The sequence below is a fragment of the Duganella violaceipulchra genome (assembly GCF_019166075.1).
In the GTDB taxonomy this organism is placed as follows: Bacteria; Pseudomonadota; Gammaproteobacteria; order Burkholderiales; family Burkholderiaceae_D; genus Rugamonas; species Rugamonas violaceipulchra.
In genome coordinates this window covers 1-21,461 of record NZ_JAHTGR010000004.1, presented here as the reverse complement: position 1 = coordinate 21,461, position 21,461 = coordinate 1, and the positions used below count along the sequence as shown (strand labels likewise).

Here is a 21,461-nt window from a genome sequence, read left to right as displayed (position 1 = left end):
ACTATTCCATGTAATAGCAAAATAAAAGGATATTTCTGGAATATTTTGCGCCGGGATGGTGTGGTATGCTTCCACCATCGGGTAGCAAATATTCCAGGAGGTAGCAGTGAAGAAGATACGGGTCATGCTGGCGGACGATCATCCGATCGTGATGACGGGCTTCGCGATGTCGCTCGAAGGGCAGGGGTTGCACGTGGTGGGACAGGCGCGCACGCCGGAAGAAGCGCTGGAACAGTTCCGGCAGCTCAAGCCGGACGTGACGGTGCTGGACATCCGCTTCGGCGAGCAGTTGACCGGCCTGGACGTGGCCAAGCAGATCCTGGCGCAGGCGCCGGACGCCGCCATCGTCTTCCTCAGCCAGTTCGACCAGGACAGCCTGATCAAGGAAACCTACCGTCTCGGCGGCCGCGCCTTCATGACCAAGGATTGCGACCCGGCCGACCTGGCGGCGGCGGTGCGGCGCGCGCATGACGGCGAACTGTACTTCCTGCCGCAGATCGCCGAGCGGCTGGCCAACCTGTCGGTGCGCGGCGACGCGTCGCCGCAGTCGCAGCTGGACGAACGCGCGCTGGAGATCTTCACGCTGATGGCCGAGGGCCTGACCAACGCGGAGATCGCCGAGAAGCTTGACGTCTCCACCAAAACCATCAGCAACATCAGCCAGGCGGTGAAGGAGAAGCTGGGCGTGCACCGGCCGGCCTACATCACGCGGCTGGCCGTCAAGCACGGCCTGATCGAGCCGTAGGGGTATGCGTTTTGATTTCTGGCGCCACTGGAGCGTGCGCGCGCGGCTGCTGTGCGTCACCGTCATCCCGCTGGCCTATATGTTCAGCACCTTCGTCTGGTACGCCTACCATTCGCGGCTGTCCGAGGTGCGCGAGGAGATGGCCGAGCGCGGCCCGCTGGTGGCCAAGGTGCTGGCCGAAAGCAGCGAATTCAGCCTGCTGTCGCGCCGCTACGATGACCTGCGGCTGACCATCAACGGCCTGCTGCGCTCGGACGCCAGCATCTACCGCATCGAGGTGCTGGACGCGCAGCGGCATGCGCTGGTGCAGGCCGCCGCGCATGCGCCGGGCCAGCCGGACGCCCGCTACTACGAGGCGCCGGTGCTCAAGCGCCTGATGTTCGTGACCATGCTGGCCGCCGACGGCAAACCCTACCTGAAGGACAAGCCGCCCGGCGCCAGCGGCATCGCGGTCGAGACGATGGGCTATGTGCGGGTGACGATGTCGCCGTCGGCGCTGCTGCTCAAGCAGACGCGCCGTTTCTACGTCGAGCTGCTGGTGGCCAGCCTGGGCCTGATGGCCTGCGCGCTGCTGGCGTGGCAGCTGTCGACCGGCTTGAACGCATCGCTGCAGGCGTCGATGCAGGCGCTGCGCGCGGCCGATGCGGAAAAGCGCCGCCTGATCCGCAAGGTCAACACCGCCGTCGAGGATGAGCGCAAGAGCATCGCGCTGGAGATCCACGATGAACTCAACGCCACGCTGATCGCCGCGCGGCTGGAGGCGCAGCGCATCGTCGACGTCAGCCAACCGGGCGAGGTGCGCGAGCGCGCGCAGTCCATCATCAAGCTGGCGCTGGGGCTCTACAACAGCGGCCGCACGCTGGTGCGGCGCCTGCGTCCCGAGGTGCTGGACATGCTGGGCCTGGACGGCGCGGTGGAAGAGATGGTGCGCCATTACGATCGCGCGCACGCCGGCTGCCGCTACAGCTTCCGCGCCGACGGCCAGTTCGCGCAACTGGAAAGCGGCATCGGCATCTCGGCCTACCGCATCATGCAGGAGGCCCTGTCCAACATCGCCAAGCACGCGCGCGCCACGCAGGTGACGGTGAGCCTGTCGCTCGATGGGGCCGGGCTGCGCATGGAGATCGCCGACAACGGCAACGGCTACGACGCGGCGCTGGCCTCGCCCGGCATCGGCATCGTCGGCATGCGCGAGCGGGTGGCGGCCTTCGACGGCCGCATCGACATCAGCACCGCCATCGGCGCCGGCACGCGCATCGCCATCTTCATTCCGCAGGCATGAGGCCATTCGGTGTATAGTCAAACCGTGACTTCAACGCGAGATTCATCATGGAAACCGCAGTCGTTGCTGATACTGGCCGTCCGCAACTAGAGCAGTTGCTGGCGGCCTATTCGGAGGGCCGAATCAGCCGCCGCGAACTGGAGCAGTCCAGCGGGCTTTGGTTCGGCGAGATATTGAATGAGCTGGCCCGCCGTGGCTTGCCTTTGCCGCGCGTCGACAGCCGTTTGCATTTCAACGAGGCGCAGCGCAATGTGTTCGAACGGGTGTTCGGATGAACATCGCCTTGATCGTGACGAACGCCGGGCCGCTCATTACGCTGGCGGTAGCCGACGCGCTCGACACGCTGACCTTGCTGGGTGTACGTGTCGTCATTCCGGACATGGTGCGGTTCGAGATCACGCGCCACGCCGGCAAACCGGGCGCGCAGGAGCTGCTTGCGTGGCTGGATCTCAATCGCGACGCCGTGGAAATCGGCGACACCGAGGAGTATGTTGAGTTTTCAGCCTTGCTGGCGTTGAACCCGGCGCTGCGCACGCGCAATCGCGGCGAGATGGCGGCGGCCGAAATTTTGGCCCGCGAACTGGCGGATGGCATCGATGCCGGTCTGCTGCTGTTTGAAGACTCCGATGTTCGCAAGACCAATTTCCTGGTCCGTATTCCCGACAACGTCCTGATCCTGTCGACATCGACCTTCCTGCACGGCCTTCAGCGGCGGCAGCTGATTCCCGACGCCGAGCTGATCCTCGACCGCGCCACCACGATACGCGGCCCGACCGCGCGTGCTGCCGGCGCGCTTGCCAGCAGCGGAGCCGAGGATATCCTGAGTGCGTGGCTGGATTGATCTGGCGCTAGCTTGTTGCTTGTCGGCATGTTTGGATCGCGCGGCATGGGGTTATAATCCGTTCAACCTTTCCGTAACACCCATCAGAACGGATGCCGCAGACATGAGCCAGCCCAATCAGTTTTCCCTGTTGTCGCAACGCCGCTTCGCGCCGTTTTTCTGGACCCAGTTCCTCGGCGCGTTCAACGACAACCTGTTCAAGACCGCGCTGGTGGTGATGCTGACCTTCGACGCGATGAGCTGGACCACGCTGTCGCCGTCGCTGATCACCAACCTGATCCCCGGCCTGTTCATCCTGCCCTACGTGCTGTTCTCGGCCACCGCCGGACAGCTGGCCGACAAGTTCGAAAAGTCCGGCCTGACCCGCTTCGTCAAATGGCTGGAGGTGGCCATCATGTGCATCGCCGGCCTGGGCTGGATGACGCACACCCTGTGGCTGCTGGTCACCGCCGTGGTCGGCATGGGCATCCACTCGACCCTGTTCGGCCCCGTCAAATACGCCTACCTGCCGCAGCAGCTCAAGCCCGAGGAACTGATCGGCGGCAACGGCGTGACCGAGATGGGCACCTTCGTCGGCATCCTGCTGGGCGAGATCCTGGGCGCGGTGCTGGTGGTGCAAAAGCCCAACGGCATCGCCTTCGAAGCCGTCGCCACCATCGCCGTTGCGCTGCTCGGCCTGGTCGCCAGCTACCGCATCCCGCTGGCGCCGGCGCCTGCGCCGGAGCTGAAGGTCAGCTGGAACTTCATCGGCGAATCGTTCCGCAACATCAACTTCTCGCGCAAGAACCGCGTGGTGTTCCTGTCCATGCTGGGCAACTCGTGGTTCTGGTTCTACGGCGCACTGGTGCTGGCGCAGTTCCCGGTGTACGCCAAGGACTACCTGCACGGCGACCACAGCGTGTTCGTGCTGCTGCTGACGGTGTTCTCGCTGGGCGTGGGCAGCGGCTCGCTGCTGTGCGAACGGCTGTCCGGCCGCAAGGTGGAGATCGGCCTGGTGCCGTTCGGCTCGATCGGCCTGTCCGTCTTCGGCGCCGACCTGTATTTCTCCAGCCAGGGTTTCAGTGCCGGGGCCGCCGCGCTGGCCGCCGGCCCGCACCTGGACGCCTTCGCCTTGATGGTGCAGCACGGCATGTGGCGCATCCTGGCCGACGTGCTGTTGATCGGCATGTTCGGCGGCTTCTTCATCGTGCCGCTGTTCGCGCTGATCCAGACCCGCTGCGATCCCGCCCACATGTCGCGCACCATCGCCGGCATGAACATCCTCAACGCGCTGTTCATGGTGGCGGCGGCCGGCCTGGCCATCGTGCTGCTGGGGCAGGGCTTCACGATCCCGCAGCTGTTCCTGGTGACGGCTGCGCTGAACGCGGTGGTGGCGGTCTACATCTTCTCGCTGGTGCCGGAATTCCTGATGCGCTTCCTGGCCTGGATGCTGATCCACACCGTGCACCGCGTGCGCCTGATCGACGCCGAGCGCATTCCGGCCGAAGGCGCGGCGGTGCTGGTGTGTAACCACGTCAGCTACGTCGACGCCATCGTCATCGGCGCGGCCAGCCCGCGGCCGATCCGCTTCGTGATGGACCACCGCATCTTCAAGCTGCCGCTGCTGGGCTGGATCTTCCGCACCGCGCGCGCGATCCCGATCGCGCCGGCCAAGGAAGACCCGTGGCTGATGGAGAAGGCCTATGTCGACATCGCCCAGGCGCTGCACGAGGGCGACCTGGTGTGCATCTTCCCGGAAGGCCGCCTGACCAGCACCGGCGAGATCAATGCATTCAAGGGCGGCGTGTCCAAGATCGTCGAGCGCACCAAGGTGCCGGTGATCCCGATGGCGCTGCGCGGTTTGTGGGGCCATCTGCTCAGCCGCAGCGGCGCCAATGTGTTCGAGCGCGCCTTCCGCACCGGCCTGCGTTCGCGGCTGGCGCTGGCGGTCGGCGTGCCGGTGCCGCCGCAGGACGTGACGCCGGAAGGCTTGCAGGAGCGCGTGCTGGAACTGCGCGGCGATTGGAAGTAGGCTTTGCTTACGGGTGGTTACAAAGTGGTTGTAAAAAGATACAAGTTTTCTTTAGAATAAGTCGCTGCCTTACCAAGGCCTTGCACACTCTAGGGGAAACCATGCACGCACAAAAAAAACTGTTCGCCGCACTGGCTGTCGCCGGCGCCTTCACACTGGCCGGCTGCGGCGGTGGAGACTTCATTCCCACCCCGGTCTTCTTCCCGGACTACGGGACGCCGACGGCATCGACGGTGACGATCGACTTCAACCAAGGTATCGACGGCTGGACCTCCGACGTCGCCGACTACTACGACAAGGACCGGCCGACCGAAGTGGCGTCGGGCTGGAAGGACTTGCCGGCGCCCCTGACCGGCAAGGGCTACTACCTGGCTTCGCATAACAACAGCGACGACCTGCTGACCTACGCCAGGCGCCAGCTGGACGGCTTCGTGAAGCACGCGAAGTACCTCGTCACCTTCGAGATGCGCTACGCGACCGATGCGGCCACCGGCTGCATGGGCGTCGGCGGCTCGCGCGGCGAGAGCGTGTGGATGGTGGCGGCGGCCAGCTACGACTACATCAAGACCCTGCCGCAGCCGAACGGCAGCTATCGCGTGAACCTGGATCGCGGCAACCAGGCCGTCTCCGGCCCTCAGGGCAAGGTGCTGGGCACGCAGGGCGTCGAAGGGTTGAGCTGCTCCGGCGGCAAGTGGGCCAGCACCACGCGCAAGTCGAGCGACGCGATCGAGGTAACTGCCGACAAGGATGGCCGCATCTGGATCATGCTGGGCGCCGATTCCGGCTTTGAAGGCAGCAACGCCTTCTACCTGCAAGGCGCGACCATCAACATCAAGCCGCTGTAAGTCAGCGCGCGGCCTGCACCTGCTCGCGGTTCTGGCGCGCGCCGGCCAGGCGCACGATCTGGTCCAGCTCCACCGGCTTGACCAGGTGGTGATCGAAGCCCGCCTCGCCCGAGCGGCGGCGGGCGTCGCCCTGGCCCCAGCCGGTCAGCGCGATCATCAGGATGCCGTCGGCGCCGGGGCGCTGGCGGATCGCCCGCGCGGTCTCGTAGCCGTCCATGCCGGGCATGCCGAGGTCGAGGTCGAGGATGATCAGGTCCGGCGGATGCTCGGCGCTGGCGGCGATGGCGCTGGCGCCGTCGTACACCGCGTGCGCGTCGAAGCCGTCGATCTCCAGCAGCGCCGCCAGCGAATCGGCGGCGTCCTGGTTGTCGTCCACCACCAGCACCTGCAACTTGCGGCCGTCGACGTCGCCGGCCGCCGCCGGCAGCGCGGGGTCGTGCGCGGCGCCGCCCAGCACCGGCAGGCGGATCGCGAATTCGCTGCCCTGGCCGGGACCGGCGCTGCTGGCCTCGACCGAGCCGCCGTGCATCTCGGCGAAGCGGCGCGCCAGGCTCAGGCCGATGCCCAGGCCGCTGGAGAACTGGCCGGCCACGGTCTTGCTTTGCTCGAACATGCGGAAGATGCGCGCGATCGCTTCGGCGTCGAGGCCGATGCCGTTGTCGCGCACCGTCACCAGCAGTTCGTCGCCATGGCAGCTGGCGGCCACCGCCACCCGGCCGCCCTGCGGCGTGAACTTGACCGCGTTCGACACGATGTTGGCGACGATCTGCACCACCCGCGCATAGTCGGCGTCGAGCAGGACGTCCTCGGCCGGCAGCTGCCAGGCGATGTCGATGCGCTTGGCGTCCGCCGCTTGCAGGCACAGCTCGCCGACGTGGTTCATCACCGCCGCCAGGCTCACCTGCTGGCGTTGCAGGTTGATCTTGCCGCTGGTGATGCGGGCCACGTCGAGCAGGTCGTCGACCAGCCGCGTCAGCAGCCGCACCTGGCGCTCCACCATGTCGCGGATGCGCGCCACCGGCGGCGCGTCCGGATACATATGCGTGAGCAGCGAGACCGAGGTGCGGATCGGCGCCAGCGGATTGCGCAGCTCGTGCCCCAGGCTGGCGAGGAACTCGTCCTTGCGGCGCGCCGCCTCGCGCACCTGGTACTGCTTGTGGCGCGCGCGCAGCGTGGCGTGCACGGCCGTGATCAGGGTCAGCGTGCGCACCGGCCGCTCCATCAGGTTCAGGTTGCCCAGGCCGGCCACGGCCTGGCGCACCGTCGGCGTATCGGCGCCGCGATGGGTCAGCAGGATGATCGGCAGGTCGGACCAGTCGGGCTGGCGCGCCACGTGCTCCTGCAGCAGCTTGTAGCCGCCCGGCGCCAGCGCTTCCTCCACCGTCAGCACCGCGCCGGCGCCGCGCTCCAACTGCGCCGCCAGCTCCGCCAGCGAGCGGCAGACGTGGCTGTTGATGGCCGCCATCGCCAGCACCTTGGCCGCCAGGGTGGCGTCCTGGCCGGTCGGCGCGTAGATCAGGATGCGCGTTTCCATCGGCGTCAGCCGGCCGGAAGATCGCCGGCCACGGCCAGCGTTCCGTTGTAGGTGGGCACGCCGGTGAGGATGCCGTGGAAGTCGTTCAGCACCGGCCCGACGTGGATGCCATCCTTGCAGATCCGGAAGCGGCGGATGGTGCGCTCGTGCGCGCTGCCGCGCTTCTTGAACACGGAGATCGCCTGCCGCACCTCGCCCTCGGCCTCGAAGTAGCGCAGCATGATGACGTTGTCGGCGATGTAGCTGGCGTCGATCGCGGTGGTCATGCCGCTGCCCAGCATGCCCTGCTGGACGCCGACCACGATGCTGACCACGCCGCGCTGGCCCAGGTAGGTGAGCAGCTCGTGCAGGTAGATGGTGAGGAAGCGCTCGTCCGGCACCGCGTTCAGGTAGCCGTTCAGGCTGTCGATGACGACCACCCGCACGCCGCGCTCGAGCGCCTGCATCACCGCGTGCGAGAACTGGCCGGGCGCCAGCTCGGCCGGGTCGATCTGCTGGATCGTCAGCAAGTTGCGGTCGATGGCGTCGGCCAGCCGCATGCCGACCCCGGCCGCGCGGTTGAGCATATTGTTGCGCGCCTCTTCGAACAGGAACATCGCGCATGGCTCGCCGCGCTGGGTGGCGGCGTGCACGAACTGCGCCGCCAGCGTGGACTTGCCGGTGCCCGGCGGCCCGGAGATCAGCGTGCTCATGCCTTCTTCCAGGCCGCCGCCGATCAGCTGGTCCAGCGCCGGCAGGCCGCTCGACAGCTGGCGCCGTTCGCTGACCACGCGGCTGGCCGCCGCCTCCAGCCGCGGGAACACCTGCAGGCCGCCGCGGATGATCTTGTAGTCGTGGGCACCGCCGCGGAAGGCGATGCCACGGTACTTGACCACGCGCAGCCGGCGCCGCTCGGCGCCGTAGGCCTGGTCGGCCAGTTCCAGGGTCAGCACCGCGTGCGCCACGCTGCGCACCTGCAGGTCGGTGCTGAGGGCGGTGCGGTCGTCGAGGAAGATGGTGGTGCAGCTGCGGCTGCCCAGGTACTGCTTGAGCGCGAGCACCTGGCGCCGGTAGCGCAGCGGGCTTTCCGCCAGCAGCTGCAACTCCGACAGCGAATCGAGCACCACGCGGCGCGGCTGGTGCCGTTCGATGGCGGCGGCGATGCGCTGGATGGTGGTGCCCAGCTCGATTTCGGACGGATGGAAAATGGTGTACTGCTGCTCGGGGTCGAGCACGTCCTCGCTGGGCAGGATCTCCTCGATGTGGATGCCGTCCATGGTCCAGCCGTGCGACTGCGCCACGCTCAGCAGTTCGACGGCGGTTTCGGCCAGCGTGATGTAGAGCACCGGCTCGCCGTGGCGCATGCCCTCGTTGAGGAACTGCAGCGCCAGCGTGGTCTTGCCCGTGCCCGGTGCGCCTTCGACCAGGTAGAGCCGGTCGCGCGTCAGGCCGCCGGCCAGCACCTCGTCCAGGCCGGGCACGCCGGTCGAGAGAAACAGATGCGTAACGCTGTTCTGTGCTTGCATGGGCGCGGTCCGAAAAATGGGCGCCGCAGTCGCCAGGGCGCGGCGGATATTCGGCTGATACTACCTGAAATGGAGGAAGCGGGATTTTCGATAGCAAACGTGCGAGGCCAACGCGGCCTTAGCCTAGCAGGCGCTGCTGCGCGCCATTCTGCTTGTCGAGATACATCGCGCGGTCCGCGCGGTTGAGCAGCATCTCGATATCCTGCGGGTCGTCCGGATGGTGGATGGCGATGCCGATGCTGGCGCTGAGCGAGACGGTGGCGGTCTTCAGGCGGAACGGCTGTTGCAGCGCCGGCCGCAGCTTGTCGGCCGTTTCCTGCGCCGCGTTGTCGCTGTGCAGGTTTTCCAGGATGACGATGAACTCGTCGCCCGCCAGGCGGCCCACGGTGTCGGTCTTGCGCACGATGTGCTGCACCCGCGCGGCGAACTGGCGCAGCAGTTCGTCGCCTTCCTCGTGGCCGTAGCGGTCGTTGATCTGCTTGAAGCGGTCGAGGTCGAGGAAGAACACGGCGCAGCTGTGGCGCAGGCGGCTGGCGCGCTGGATCGCCTCGGTCAGCGCGGCCATCAGCGCGCGCCGGTTGGGCAGGCCGGTGAGCGTGTCGCGCAGCGCCATCGCCTCCATCGATTCGAACAGTGTCTTGCGCTCGCTGATGTCGTGCAGGAAGGCGATGAACAGGTGGCCGCTGCTGCGCGGCACATAGGCCAGCGACACTTCCACCGGCAGCTCCTGGCCGGCGCGGTTGCACAGGGTCAGTTCGATGCGGCGGTTGAGCACCGTGTCGGCGCCGCAGTCGGCCAGCTGGCGCATGTCGCGCTCATAGGCGCGGCGCAGCAGCGGCGGCAGCACCATCGCCGCCAGCGGCTGGCCGATCACCTCGGCGCGGCTCCAGCCGAACAGCTTCTCGGCCTGGCGGTTCCAGTCCAGCACCACGCCGCCCGGATCGAGGGCGATGAAGGCGTCGTGGGCGTTGTCGAGGATGGCGCGCAGTTCGGCCGCGCGCTCCTGCAGCAGCCGCTGCGTACTTTGTTCCTGCGCCAGCGCGCGCTCCAGCAGCAGCGCCTTGCGGGCGATCTCGCGGGTGCGCTCGGCCACGGTCGATTCCAGTTTCTCGTTCAAGCCGCGCAAGTTGCCCAGGTGGTCCTGCTCGTTGCGCACCAGCCCGGCCAACGCCTGCGACAGCACCTGCGCCTCGTGGAAGCTGTCGACCAGCGGGATAGGCGGCAGCGCGTCCGGCGGCGTGTCGGCCGGCGCCCCCGAGCGCTGTTCGATGTTCCTGCTGAGCGCGTTGAGCGGCCGCGTCAGCCGGCGCGCCGCCGCCGACGCCGCCAGCGCCATGGCCACGCCGAGGATGGCGCCCAGCAGCAGGATCTGACGTTCCAGCGCGCGGGCGCCGGCCAGCGCCACGTCCTCCGGCTGGCGCACCAGCACCGACCAGGTCAGCGTGGCCGGGTTGTTCAGGTCGCCGGTGCGGGAGAAACCGGTCAGATAGCTGCGGCCGTCGGGCCAGGTTTCCTTCAGCGAGCCCGGCGCGCCCGTTTGCGACAGCGCCAGGCTGGTGCTGCCGATGGTCTTTTCTTCGGTGCCCTTGGGGCCGAGCATGACGGTGCCGTCGCCGCGCACCACGAAGATGTCGGCCGAATACTGCTGGTCGGCCGGCGTCAGGATGGTCTGCACCAGGCGCCGCGCCCAGTTCCAGCTCATGTGCACGCACAGCACGCCGCGGTAGCTGCCGTCGGTGCGCCGCACCGGGCCGGCCGCGTCGACGAAGCGCCACGGGTCGGCGCTGTACGGCAGTTTTTTGCCGAGCAGGCTGGCGGGGTGGAAATCGCCGGCGTAGAGCTTGTCGCGGCCGCCCTTGAACCAGGCCCGGCCGCTGACATCCTGGCCTTCGAGCAAGCCCTGAGTGGCGGCGTAGACGCTGCCGTCGGGATTGGCCAGGCCGATCCAGGCGTAGTCGGGGAAGGTTTTTTGCAGGCTTTCGAGCACCTGGCGGATCTCGGTGGGGGATTTGGCGTCGCGGATCTGCGGCAGCTCGGTCAGCAGCTGGACGTCGCCGGTGGCCTTCTGCACCACGCGGTTGAGCGAATCGCGCATCTGCCACGACAGCTGCTGCAAACGCAGGCCCGCTTCGCGCTCGGCGTAGTCGATGGCGAAGTGATCGACCAGCACCAGCAGCGACAGCACCGACATCAACACCGTCGCGGCCACACCCACTGTCACCAGCGTGGTGAGGCGCGGCCGGGCCGTGCGTGGAGGGGGCTGCGATGTCATGGCGCGGGCCAAAAAAGATGTCTGAAAGAAATTAAATTCATTGTAGCACCGGGCGCGGCGCCTACCTCCATCCCCCGGAGAAATTCACCGCCGCGCGCCACGCTTTGTCGTGCCATGGACAAAAACACGCTTGACTTAATTAGAATGATCGTTCATTCTACTAACTTATGCACATTTTTTATACAGAAAGTCCCATCATGGAAGCTCTTTTCTGCAGGACCGCAGCCCTGATCACCGCAGCCGTGTTCGTTGCCGGCTGCTCCAAAACCACGACCGAAGCACCTCATATGCAGGTGGCGGAAGTGGGCGTTTTTAAAGTGGCGCCGGAAGCGCTGCATATCACGACCGAACTGCCGGGCCGCACCGCCGCCTTCCAGGTGGCCGAAGTGCGCCCGCAGGTCAGCGGACTGATACAAAAACGCCTGTTTGTCGAAGGCGCCGACGTCAAGGCCGGCGTGGCGCTGTACCAGATCGACGCGGCCAGCTACCAGGCCTCCTACAACTCGGCCAAGGCGGCGCTGGCCAAGGCCAGGGCCAACCTGATGACCAGCGGCCCGAAAGTGGCGCGCTACAAGGACCTGGTGGCGATCGAAGGCGTGAGCCGCCAGGACTACGACGACGCCGTCGCCGCCAACGAGCAGGCCAAGGCCGACGTGGAATCGGCCGCCGCGGCGCTGGAGCAGGCCGCCATCAACCTCCAATACACCCACGTCGACGCGCCGATCAGCGGCCGTATCGGCCGCTCGGCCATCACGCCGGGCGCGCTGGTGACTGCCAACCAGAGCGCCGCGCTGACCACCGTGCAGCAGCTGGACCCGATCTATGTCGATGTCACGCAATCGAGCGAGGACCTGCTGCGCCTGAAGCGCGAGCTGGAAAGCGGCGGCTTGAAGCAGGCCGGCGGCCAGGCCAGGGTCACGCTGCTGCTGTCGGATGGCAGCAAGTACGCCGAAAGCGGCAAGCTGCAGTTCTCCGATGTGACGGTCGATCCTGGCACCGGCAACGTCACCCTGCGCGCGCTGTTCCCCAACCCGAAGCACGATCTGCTGCCTGGCATGTTCGTGCGCGCGGTGCTGGAATCGGGCGTCAACGAGCAGGCCATCGCCGTGCCGCAGCAGGGTGTGACCCGCAACGCCAAGGGTGAGGCGACCGCGCTGGTGCTGAACAAGGAAGGCAAGGTCGAACAGCGCGTGCTGGTCACCGGCGGCACCATGGGTGACAAGTGGCTGGTCAAGTCCGGCCTGAATGCGGGCGACCTGCTGATCGTCGAAGGCGTGCAAAAGGTCAAACCGGGTGCGGCGGCCAATGCCGCCAAGCCTGCCGCCGCCGTGGCAGCTGGCGGCGCCATGCCGTCCAACGCCAAGAGCGCCCAATAAAGGAGCATCACCATGTCACGTTTCTTTATTGACCGCCCGATCTTCGCGTGGGTCGTCGCCATCGTCATCATGCTTTCGGGCGTGATCGCGATTCTCGGCCTGCCGATCGCGCAGTATCCAAGCATCGCACCGCCGTCGATTTCGATCAGCGGTTCCTATCCCGGCGCCTCCGCCAAGACGGTGGAAGACGCGGTCACCCAGGTCATCGAACAGAAGATGAAGGGCATCGACGGCTTGCGCTACATGTCCTCGTCGAGTGACGGCACCGGCGGCATCGGCATCACGCTGACCTTCAAGAGCGGCACCAACCCGGACATCGCCCAGGTGCAGGTGCAGAACAAGCTGCAACTGGCGACGCCGCTGCTGCCAGCCATCGTCACCCAGCAAGGCCTGGTGGTGGCCAAGGCCACCAAGAACTTCATGATGGTGCTGGGCTTCGTCTCCGAAGACGGCAGCATGAAGCAGGCCGACCTGGGCGACTACGTGGCCGCCAACGTCATCGATCCGCTCAGCCGCGTGGAAGGCGTGGGCGACGTGACGCTGTTCGGCGCCCAGTACGCGATGCGCATCTGGCTCGATCCGGCCAAGCTGCAAAGCTATCAATTGACGCCGGCCGACGTGACAGCAGCCATCACCGCGCAGAACACCGAGGTTTCGGCCGGTGAACTGGGCGGCACGCCCGCCATGCCGGGCCAGCAGCTCAACGCCACCGTCTCGGCGCAGAGCCGCTTGCAGACCGCCGAGCAGTTCGGCGCCATCCTGCTCAAGACCGCCGCCAGCGGCGCCACCGTGCACCTGCGCGACGTGGCCCGCATGGAGCTGGGCAGCGAGAACTACAACGTGCTGGCCCGCTACAACGGCAAGGCCGCCACCGGCGTCGCCATCAAGCTGGCCACCGGCGCCAACGCGCTCGATACCGCCAACGCCGTCAAGGCGCGGATCGCAGCGCTGGAGAAGCAGTTCCCGGCCGGGATGAAGGCGGTGATCGCCTTCGACACCACGCCGTTTGTCAAGCTGTCGATCGAGGAAGTGGTCAAGACGCTGGTGGAAGCGGTGATCCTGGTGTTCCTGGTGATGTACCTGTTCCTGCAAAACTTCCGCGCCACGCTGATCCCGACGATGGCGGTGCCGGTGGTGCTGCTGGGGACTTTCGCGATCCTGTCGGCGCTGGGCTATTCGATCAACACGCTGACCATGTTCGCGGTGGTGCTGGCGATCGGCCTGCTGGTCGATGACGCCATCGTGGTGGTGGAAAACGTCGAGCGCGTGATGACGGAGGAGGGCTTGTCGCCGGTCGAAGCGACACGCAAATCGATGGGCCAGATCAGCGGCGCGCTGGTGGGCATCGCGATGGTGCTGTCGGCGGTGTTCGTGCCGATGGCCTTCTTCAGCGGCTCCACCGGCGTGATCTACCGCCAGTTCTCGGTGACGATCGTTTCGGCCATGGTGCTGTCGGTGCTGGTGGCGATGATCTTCACGCCGGCGCTGTGCGCGACCTTGCTCAAGCCTGTGGCCAAGGGCCATACGGCGATCGACACCGGCTTCTTCGGCTGGTTCAACCGCAGCTTCGACCGCAGCAGCTTGAAGTACCAGGGCTGGGTGGGCGCGCTGCTGAACCGCAGCGGACGTTCGCTGATCATGTACGCGCTGCTGCTGGCGGTGCTGGCCTTCGTGTTCGTGCGCCTGCCGACTTCCTTCCTGCCGGAAGAAGACCAGGGCGTGCTGTTCTCGCAAATCCAGCTGCCGACCGGCGCGACCCAGCAGCGCACGCTGAAGGTGATCGAAAAAGTCGAGCAGCACTTCCTGAACGAAGAGAAGGATTCGGTGGCGTCGGTGTTCGCGGTGGCTGGCTTCAGCTTCAGCGGCAACGGCCAGAACACCGGTATCGCCTTCGTGCGCATGAAGGACTGGTCGGAGCGCAAGGGCGCCGGCCAGCGCGTGACCGCCATCGTCGGCCGCGCCATGGGCAGCTTCTCGCAGATCAAGGATGCGATGGTGTTCGCCTTCGCCCCGCCTGCGGTGCTGGAGCTGGGTAACGCCAGCGGTTTCGATCTGCAGCTGCAGGACCAGGGCGGCGTCGGCCACGAAGCACTGATGGCGGCGCGTAACCAGATGCTGGGCATGGCGTCCAAGAATCCGGTGCTGATGGGGGTGCGTCCGAACGGACAGGAAGACACGCCGCAGTACAAGATCACCGTCGACCAGCAGAAGGCGACGGCGCTGGGCTTGTCCATCGCCGATGTGAACAAGGTGCTGAGCACCGCCTGGGGTAGCGCCTACGTCAACGACTTCGTCGACCGTGGCCGCGTGAAGAAGGTGTACATGCAGGGCCAGCCCGATTCGCGCATGTCGCCGGAAGACCTGGGCAAATGGTTTGTCCGTAATGCCGACGGCGAGATGGTGCCTTTCTCGGCCTTCTCGACCGGCAAGTGGATCTATGCGTCGCCACGCCTGGAGCGCTACAACGGCCTGCCGTCGACCGAGATCCTCGGCATGCCGGCGCCGGGCCAGAGTTCGGGCGTCGCGATGGCGGCAATTGAAGAGATGGCGACCAAGCTGCCGCCGGGTATCGGTTTCGAGTGGACCGGCCTGTCGACGGAAGAACGCGACTCCGGCTCGCAGACCACGCAGCTGTATGCGATCTCGATTCTGATCGTGTTCCTGTGCCTGGCCGCGCTGTATGAAAGCTGGTCGATTCCGTTCTCGGTGCTGCTGGTGGTGCCGCTGGGTGTGATCGGCACGGTGCTGGCGACGTATGTGTTCAAGCTGTCGAACGACGTCTACTTCCAGGTTGGCTTGTTGACCGTGGTGGGCCTGGCGGCGAAGAACGCGATCCTGATCGTGGAGTTCGCGAAGGAGCTGCAAGAGCAGGGCGTGGAATTGAAACAGGCGACCTTGCAGGCCGTGCGTCTGCGACTGCGTCCGATCCTGATGACGTCCATCGCCTTCGGTCTTGGCGTGCTGCCGCTGGCGATCAGCAGCGGCGCCGGTTCCGGCAGCCAGAACGCCATCGGCGTCGGCGTGTTGGGCGGGATGCTGTCTGCCACCTTCCTGGGCATCTTCTTTGTGCCGGTGTTCTTTGTACTGGTGCGCGGTTTCTTCAGCAAGAAGGCCGCCGCCCCTGTTGCTGCTGTCGAGGTACATTAATCATGAAAAAATCTTTACTCACTATGGCTGCGCTGGCGATGTTGGCTGGTTGCAGCCTGGCGCCGGTGTACGAACGTCCGGCGCAACCGGTGGCGCAAGCCTGGCCGGCCGGCGACGCTTACAAAGGCGTGCCGGCAGCGGCGGCTGATGCCAAGCCGGTATCCGAAATCCAGTGGCGCGAATACTTCGCCGACGAGCGTCTGCGTCAGGTGATCGCGCTGGCGCTGGCCAACAACCGCGACCTGCGCGTATCGGTGCTCAACATCGAGAAGGCCAAGGCGCAGTACAACATCGACAGCGCGGCCTTGTTGCCCAAGCTGTCGGCCAACGTCAGTCAGAGCGCGTCGCGCACGCCTTCGACCATGACCGGCACCGGCGAAGCGGCCATCAGCCGCCAGTACAGCGGCGGTTTGGCGATGGCCTCGTATGAGCTGGACTTCTTCGGCAAGGTGCGCAATCTGTCGGATGCCGGCTTGCAGACCTACCTCGGCACCGAGGAGGCGCGCCGCGCGCAGCAGATCACGCTGGTGGCCGAAGTGGCCAACGCCTACCTGACGCTGATCGCCGACCAGCAGCGCCTGAAGCTGGCGGCGGAAACGCTGCGCAGCCAGCAGACTTCCTATGACCTGAGCAAGAAGCGCTTCGATTCCGGCGTCACCTCCGGCGTCGATATGTACGAAGCGCAGACCAGCGTCGAATCGGCGCGCAGCGACATGGCGGTCTACACCGCGCAAGTGGCGCTGGACCAGAACGCGCTGACGCTGTTGGTCGGCAGCGGCGTGCCCGCGGACTTGCTGCCTGCCGGCGAGCTGGATGCGGTAACGCAGCTGGCCGCGATTCCTGCAGGCCTGCCGTCGGACCTGCTGCAAGCCCGTCCCGATGTGCAGGAAGCCGAACGCGCGCTGCGCGCCGCCAACGCCAACATCGGCGTGGCGCGCGCCGCCTTCTTCCCCAGCATATCGCTGACGGCGTCGGGCGGCAGCGCGAGCAGCAACTTGTCCGGCCTGTTCAAGGCGGGATCGTCGACGTGGAGCTTCGTCCCGCAGATCAATTTGCCGATCTTCGACGGCGGCGTCAATCGCGCCAACCTGAATATCGCCAAGGCCAATCGCGACATCTCGGTGGCGCAGTATGAGAAGGCGATCCAGGTGGCGTTCCGCGAAGTGGCGGACGCGCTGGCCCAGCGCGGCACGCTGGACGAGCGCATCGCCTCGCAGCAGGCGCTGGTCGATGCGGCCGACAAGAGCTTCCGCATCCACGAGGCACGCTACCGCAAGGGGGCGGACTCGTACCTGAACGCGCTGGTGTCGCAGCGTGCACTGTACGCGGCGCAGCAGGGCCTGATCTCGGCGCGGCTGGGCAAATCCAGCAACGCCGTCACCCTGTACAAGGTGCTGGGCGGCGGCTGGCAGCCGGAGGTCGCGCAGCAGCGCGGCTAAGGTGGCCGGGGCGGCGGGCGCAAAGTGTTGCGCGTCCGCCGCCTTCGACTGCTGATAAATTGACAAAAATCGTCAGCTTCGCCACAGTACCGCCTCAGGCAAGTTCGTTACCCAAGGAAGACCCCATGACCGCACCCATCGTAAAACGACGCACCGACCCGGAACGCGCGCAGAACCGGCGCAACCAGGTGCTGGAAGCGGCCGCCATCTGCTTTGCGCGCAGCGGCTTCCATGGTGCGAGCATGTCCGAAATATCCAAGCAGGCCGGCATGAGCGCGGGCCATATCTACAACTACTTCGACGGCAAGGACGCCATCATCCTGGCCTTTGTCGCCCGCGAGGCCGAGCATGTATCGGGCCTGTTGCGCGACCTGGCGTCGCGCGAAGATCCGTTGGAAGCGATACTGGAAGATGCCCACATCCACATCGACGAGTCGCTCGACCCGCAGCCATGGAGCGTGCCGCTGGAGATGTTTGCCGAAGCGTCGCGCAATCCGGTCATCGCCGCCAAGATGCGCGAAAACGAAGAAGTCTCGCGCGCGCAATTGCGCGACTTGGTCAAGCGCGGCCGCGAACAGCGCAACCTGCCGGTGGACGACGTGCTGCTGGACGGCCGTCTCGACACGCTGATCTCCTACTTCCACGGACTGACGATACGTGCGCTGTATCGACCGAACATGAACCGCGCCAGCCTGGTGGATGCCTTCCGCATCGCCATGCGGGCGTTGTTGATGACCTGATTTGTCTCGTATTGTTTCCGTCCGCAGCAAGCGGGCGGAGGCTGTTGTACCATGATCGCTCTCCCATTCCAGCCTATCGGAGCATCATGACATCCTACGTAATTCCCGCCCATGACATCGTCGGCCTGCCGGTCGCCGGTACCGCCGATTTGTTCCCTGTACGCCGCGTCTACTGCGTCGGCCGCAATTACGCCGCGCACGCGCGCGAGATGGGCTTTGACCCGGATCGCGAACCGCCATTCTTCTTCTGCAAACCCAACGACGCGCAAGCCGTTGTCCCTGTGGCGCCGGGCGCAGTGCTGGACCTGCCGTATCCGCAGGTGACCAGCAACCTGCACTACGAGTGCGAACTGGTGGTCGCCATCGGCAAGGGCGGCAGCAATATCGCGGTGGAAGACGCGGCCGGACATATCTTCGGCTACGCGGTGGGGCTGGACATGACGCGCCGCGACCTGCAATTCAAAATGCGCGACGCCGGCCGTCCCTGGGAGATCGGCAAGGCCTTCGACTATTCGGCGCCGGTGGGCTTGATCCACCGCGCGGCCGAAGCGGGCGATATCAACCGCGCCGCTATCGAGCTGGCGGTGGAAGGCGTGACCAGGCAGTCGGCCACCATCGATCACCTGATCTGGTCGATCAACGAGACCATCGCCAATTTGTCCACGCTGTTCGCGCTGGCGCCGGGCGACCTGATTTTCAGCGGAACACCCGAAGGTGTGGGCGCCGTGGTGCGCGGGCAAACGCTGGTGGGCAAGGTGGACGGTCTGTCCAGCATCGCCGTCAAATTGGTGTAAATCGTTTATAACAGTGCGTCGATCGCCGTCAAGGCGGCGAGGGCGCCCATCGCCAGGCCCACATCGAGCGGGTTGCCGACATCCGGCTCGCGCGGATTAATCCGTATCATGCGGCCGTTGTGATTCTTGAGCACACGCTGGCTGAAGTGGCGCACCGAGGGGACCACCGCGCCCGCGCCCAACTCGATCACCAGCGGGCGCTGCGCCGCTTGCAGCAAGGATTGCAGGCGCGCCTCCTGCATCACCGTGCGGCGTTCGTTCCATCCCCAGTCGCCGAACATCAGGATATTCGGCCGCGCCATGCCGCCGCAGTGCGGGCATAGCGGCGCGGCGTTCAGCAGGTGGCAAGCTTCGAGATCGACTTCCGGCACGAAGCTGTCGGCGCTCCAGATATCCGGGCCGCAGGGTTCCATGCATTGCAGATGATGGATGGAGCCATGGTATTCGTGGATGGGGTGTGGGTCGTAGCCGGCGCGTTGGAAGTGGCCGTCCACATTGCTGGTGAAGACGCCGTAGCCGGCCGCCATGCCTTCGCCCCACGCCTTGAGCAGGGCGAAGCCGGCATGCGGCGTGGTGTTGCGGTAGAGCTGGAGGCGATGGCCGTAGAAGCCCCATGCCAGTGTTGGATCGGAGCGGAAGGTGTAGGGCGTGGCGATGCTGGAAAACTCCATGCGCGCGCGGCCGAGGGCGGGGTAGACCTGCCAGAAGCCTTCGTTGCCGCGAAAATCGGGCAGGCCGGAGTCGACGCCCATGCCGGCGCCGGCGGCGATGACCAGGGCGTCGGCCTGTTTGACGAGGTCGGCGGCTTGGCTGAGGGCGGCGAGTTCGGCGGGGGAAGACATGCAGGCTTTCGATGGCGAGCAGAAGCTTACATCTTACTCCTGCGCGTGGCGGCGCAATGTTGCAATGCAGCGAAAAGCAAACATGACAAATACTTAAAGGCACTGCTATAATTCCAAATTCGTCGGGGCGTAGCGCAGCCTGGTAGCGTACTTGCATGGGGTGCAAGGGGTCGGAAGTTCGAATCTTCTCGCCCCGACCAATAGAATCAACAGCTTAGGCCAGTCTTCGGACTGGCCTTTGTTGTTTTTACAAGTCTGTACCCCAATAAATACCCCAACAAACTTCTTTTAGCGGTCAAACCCCAGTCTCACGATTTTCTGCCGGTGTTGGGGTACAACTGCGACTGGCGTGGATACGGCTTACTACCCAGGCCAGCACCTCTTCCCGAACCCATGCCGAAGCATGCCTGGTTATCTTAACCCGCGCCGGGAATTCGCCGCGCTTGGTGTAGGCGTAGACGGTGCTGCGCGACAGCCCGCAGATCGCCATCACTTCCGGCAGGCGGATCATTCGTGTGGTGCGGGGCAGCGGTGATCGTTTCATGTCTTCCTCCATTGTCTAGGTGCTGCCAGCACTGTCCTCCGATTGCCGCGCAAGTGCGACCCGAAATGGGCCCCGTTTTTGGCCTCGATTCTTCGCCAGCTTCGTCGACAAATAAATCGATGAGAATTTTAAGTCGGTGATGCCGGCGCGATGTCAGGTGGAGGACAATATGCTTTTCGAAGCGAAGGAATCGTCCTTTGCGCAACTTGGCATCACGCCAGGCGTAGCGCTCGTCACGCGCCCTTAGTCTCCACATTTGTTTTTAGATTGGCTTCGCCTTTGAGCGAGCCCGCGATCAGCCTGGATAGGCTGCATCCATATTGCGCATCCTTCCCCTGAGGAAGATGCGCGTCAAATCGTGCGCATTCACGCACCGTCCCCACCTCACGCGGCGTTCTGCCGCCGCGTGCATGTCGATACGCCGCCCTGGTCTGCGGCGCAAACCGCGCGTCGTTACTGGCGGCCTGCTGCCAGTGACGACGCGCTAGCAACCAAGCGCTATATGGGCTCCGCCGCTGTTTTCTCAGTGACGCTGGCCAGTGACAGCGGATCTACCGCTATCAGCGCAGCAGAGCGCTGCTTGCCAACCTTGCCCCTCGTGGGCCGACAACGTGTGCGAGGCACACCCCATGGACCCTGGGTAACTGGTCCCACCGCGATCAAGCTTCTACAAGGGGCGGATCGCGGCGCCATACGCGCATGCGGCGCGGGCAAGCAGTGAACATACCGCATACACGGGAGTGGTGTCCCGGGGCCTTTACAAACCGTCCTTGCTGCGGCAAGCACGGTGGCCAGAAACACTGACCTGACTCGATCACACCAAGTTTGATTTTAGGAGCATGCGATGCGCGACTTGAACTATCAACTCAAGCAGCTGTGCGACCGCAATCGCGATGGCAGCTATGCCACGCAGTCCGACCGCGCGCGGATACTCTCGCACGTCGCCAACCAGTTGCACGATCTCGGATATCGCCATATGAATGCTGACAGTCTGCGTCCCAAGCATGTGGATGCGCTGGTGCAGCAGTGGAAGGCCGATGGCGTCTGCGCCGGCACGATGAAGAACCGTATGAGCGCCATGCGATGGTGGGCGCAGAAGATCGGTAAGGACAACATCATCGCGCGCGACAACGGCAGCTACGACATCGACAAGCGCACCTTTGTCACCAATATCTCCAAGGCCAAGGTGCTTGACGAGGCGCGCCTGGCGAAGATTACGGATGCGTACACGGCGATGTCGCTGCGTTTGCAGTCCGCGTTTGGTTTGCGGCGGGAGGAGAGCATCAAGATCGTTCCCGCGTGGGCCGATGGCGGCGATCGACTGAAGCTCAAGGACACGTGGACCAAGGGCGGAAAGTATCGCGAAATCGCCATTCGCACGCCGGAACAACGCACCGTGCTCAATGAGGCCAAGCGGTGCTGTGGTCTAATTTGCCCGGACACCTCAATAGGTGGAAAATCCACCATCTGAGGAGTTAAAGCATGACAACAAGAAAACGTAAGACATTCGAGCCCAGCCTGAAGCTGGAAGTGGTGCGGATGAT

The 21,461-nt window shown here is 65.4% G+C and carries 17 protein-coding genes and 1 tRNA gene; 13 read left to right on the top strand and 5 right to left on the bottom strand.

The window, feature by feature from the left end; genetic code table 11:
• Nucleotides 1–106: 106 nt before the first annotated feature.
• From KVP70_RS08600 to KVP70_RS08575, 6 genes are all read left to right on the top strand, one after another.
• Nucleotides 107–745: a response regulator gene (locus tag KVP70_RS08600; protein WP_262311746.1), complete on the top strand. Its 639-nt coding sequence runs from the start codon at nucleotides 107–109 to the stop codon at nucleotides 743–745.
• Nucleotides 746–749: 4 nt separating this feature from the next.
• Entirely contained in the window at nucleotides 750–2,027 is a 1,278-nt protein-coding gene (locus KVP70_RS08595) for a sensor histidine kinase (protein WP_217941731.1), read from the top strand.
• Between the two features lie 47 nt (nucleotides 2,028–2,074).
• Complete coding sequence (locus KVP70_RS08590; RefSeq protein ID WP_217941730.1) at nucleotides 2,075–2,302, top strand: hypothetical protein; 228 nt, start codon at nucleotides 2,075–2,077, stop codon at nucleotides 2,300–2,302.
• A complete protein-coding gene (locus tag KVP70_RS08585) occupies nucleotides 2,299–2,868 on the top strand; it encodes a PIN domain-containing protein (protein ID WP_217941729.1) in 570 nt (189 codons plus the stop codon). The genes KVP70_RS08590 and KVP70_RS08585 overlap by 4 nt, the downstream gene beginning before the upstream one ends.
• A 103-nt stretch (nucleotides 2,869–2,971) precedes the next feature.
• Nucleotides 2,972–4,879: an MFS transporter gene (locus tag KVP70_RS08580; protein WP_217941728.1), complete on the top strand. Its 1,908-nt coding sequence runs from the start codon at nucleotides 2,972–2,974 to the stop codon at nucleotides 4,877–4,879.
• A gap of 101 nt (nucleotides 4,880–4,980) precedes the next feature.
• Complete coding sequence (locus tag KVP70_RS08575) at nucleotides 4,981–5,724, top strand: hypothetical protein (RefSeq protein ID WP_217941727.1); 744 nt, start codon at nucleotides 4,981–4,983, stop codon at nucleotides 5,722–5,724.
• Nucleotide 5,725: 1 nt separating this feature from the next.
• Here the strand turns inward: KVP70_RS08575 and KVP70_RS08570 are convergent, their stop codons facing one another.
• The 3 genes from KVP70_RS08570 to KVP70_RS08560 form a co-directional block, all read right to left on the bottom strand.
• Nucleotides 5,726–7,258, bottom strand: coding sequence for an ATP-binding protein (locus tag KVP70_RS08570; RefSeq protein ID WP_217941726.1), 1,533 nt, complete (start codon nucleotides 7,256–7,258; stop codon nucleotides 5,726–5,728).
• 5 nt (nucleotides 7,259–7,263) lie between these two features.
• On the bottom strand, nucleotides 7,264–8,763 hold the full coding sequence (locus KVP70_RS08565; RefSeq protein ID WP_217941725.1) for an ATPase domain-containing protein: 1,500 nt from the start codon (nucleotides 8,761–8,763) through the stop codon (nucleotides 7,264–7,266).
• 118 nt (nucleotides 8,764–8,881) lie between these two features.
• Entirely contained in the window at nucleotides 8,882–11,035 is a 2,154-nt protein-coding gene (locus KVP70_RS08560) for a diguanylate cyclase domain-containing protein (RefSeq protein WP_229224703.1), read from the bottom strand.
• Between the two features lie 197 nt (nucleotides 11,036–11,232).
• On the opposite strand from KVP70_RS08560, the gene KVP70_RS08555 reads away from it, so the two are divergent.
• The 5 genes from KVP70_RS08555 to KVP70_RS08535 all read left to right on the top strand — a co-directional run bounded on the left by KVP70_RS08555 (nucleotide 11,233) and on the right by KVP70_RS08535 (nucleotide 18,531).
• The gene (locus KVP70_RS08555) at nucleotides 11,233–12,411 is read left to right on the top strand and encodes an efflux RND transporter periplasmic adaptor subunit (RefSeq protein ID WP_217941724.1); all 1,179 of its coding nucleotides are present in this window, start codon (nucleotides 11,233–11,235) and stop codon (nucleotides 12,409–12,411) included.
• A gap of 12 nt (nucleotides 12,412–12,423) precedes the next feature.
• Complete coding sequence (locus KVP70_RS08550) at nucleotides 12,424–15,558, top strand: efflux RND transporter permease subunit (protein ID WP_217941723.1); 3,135 nt, start codon at nucleotides 12,424–12,426, stop codon at nucleotides 15,556–15,558.
• Between the two features lie 2 nt (nucleotides 15,559–15,560).
• On the top strand, nucleotides 15,561–16,997 hold the full coding sequence (gene adeC / locus KVP70_RS08545; protein ID WP_217941722.1) for an AdeC/AdeK/OprM family multidrug efflux complex outer membrane factor: 1,437 nt from the start codon (nucleotides 15,561–15,563) through the stop codon (nucleotides 16,995–16,997).
• Nucleotides 16,998–17,122: 125 nt separating this feature from the next.
• The gene (locus tag KVP70_RS08540) at nucleotides 17,123–17,737 is read left to right on the top strand and encodes a TetR/AcrR family transcriptional regulator (protein ID WP_217941721.1); all 615 of its coding nucleotides are present in this window, start codon (nucleotides 17,123–17,125) and stop codon (nucleotides 17,735–17,737) included.
• 86 nt (nucleotides 17,738–17,823) lie between these two features.
• Entirely contained in the window at nucleotides 17,824–18,531 is a 708-nt protein-coding gene (locus tag KVP70_RS08535) for a fumarylacetoacetate hydrolase family protein (protein ID WP_217941720.1), read from the top strand.
• A 5-nt stretch (nucleotides 18,532–18,536) separates the two neighbouring features.
• On the opposite strand, the gene KVP70_RS08530 is transcribed toward KVP70_RS08535, so the two are convergent.
• Nucleotides 18,537–19,373, bottom strand: coding sequence for an SIR2 family NAD-dependent protein deacylase (locus tag KVP70_RS08530; RefSeq protein ID WP_217941719.1), 837 nt, complete (start codon nucleotides 19,371–19,373; stop codon nucleotides 18,537–18,539).
• Between the two features lie 123 nt (nucleotides 19,374–19,496).
• Here KVP70_RS08530 and KVP70_RS08525 point away from each other — a divergent pair.
• Nucleotides 19,497–19,573: transfer RNA gene (locus KVP70_RS08525), tRNA-Pro, on the top strand.
• Nucleotides 19,574–19,668: 95 nt separating this feature from the next.
• Here KVP70_RS08525 and KVP70_RS08520 read toward each other — a convergent pair.
• On the bottom strand, nucleotides 19,669–19,917 hold the full coding sequence (locus KVP70_RS08520) for a helix-turn-helix transcriptional regulator (RefSeq protein WP_229224702.1): 249 nt from the start codon (nucleotides 19,915–19,917) through the stop codon (nucleotides 19,669–19,671).
• 844 nt (nucleotides 19,918–20,761) lie between these two features.
• On the opposite strand from KVP70_RS08520, the gene KVP70_RS08515 reads away from it, so the two are divergent.
• Nucleotides 20,762–21,388 (top strand): phage integrase N-terminal domain-containing protein, encoded by a 627-nt coding sequence (locus KVP70_RS08515; protein WP_229224701.1) that lies wholly within the window; start codon nucleotides 20,762–20,764, stop codon nucleotides 21,386–21,388.
• The last annotated feature ends 73 nt before the right edge of the window (nucleotides 21,389–21,461 follow it).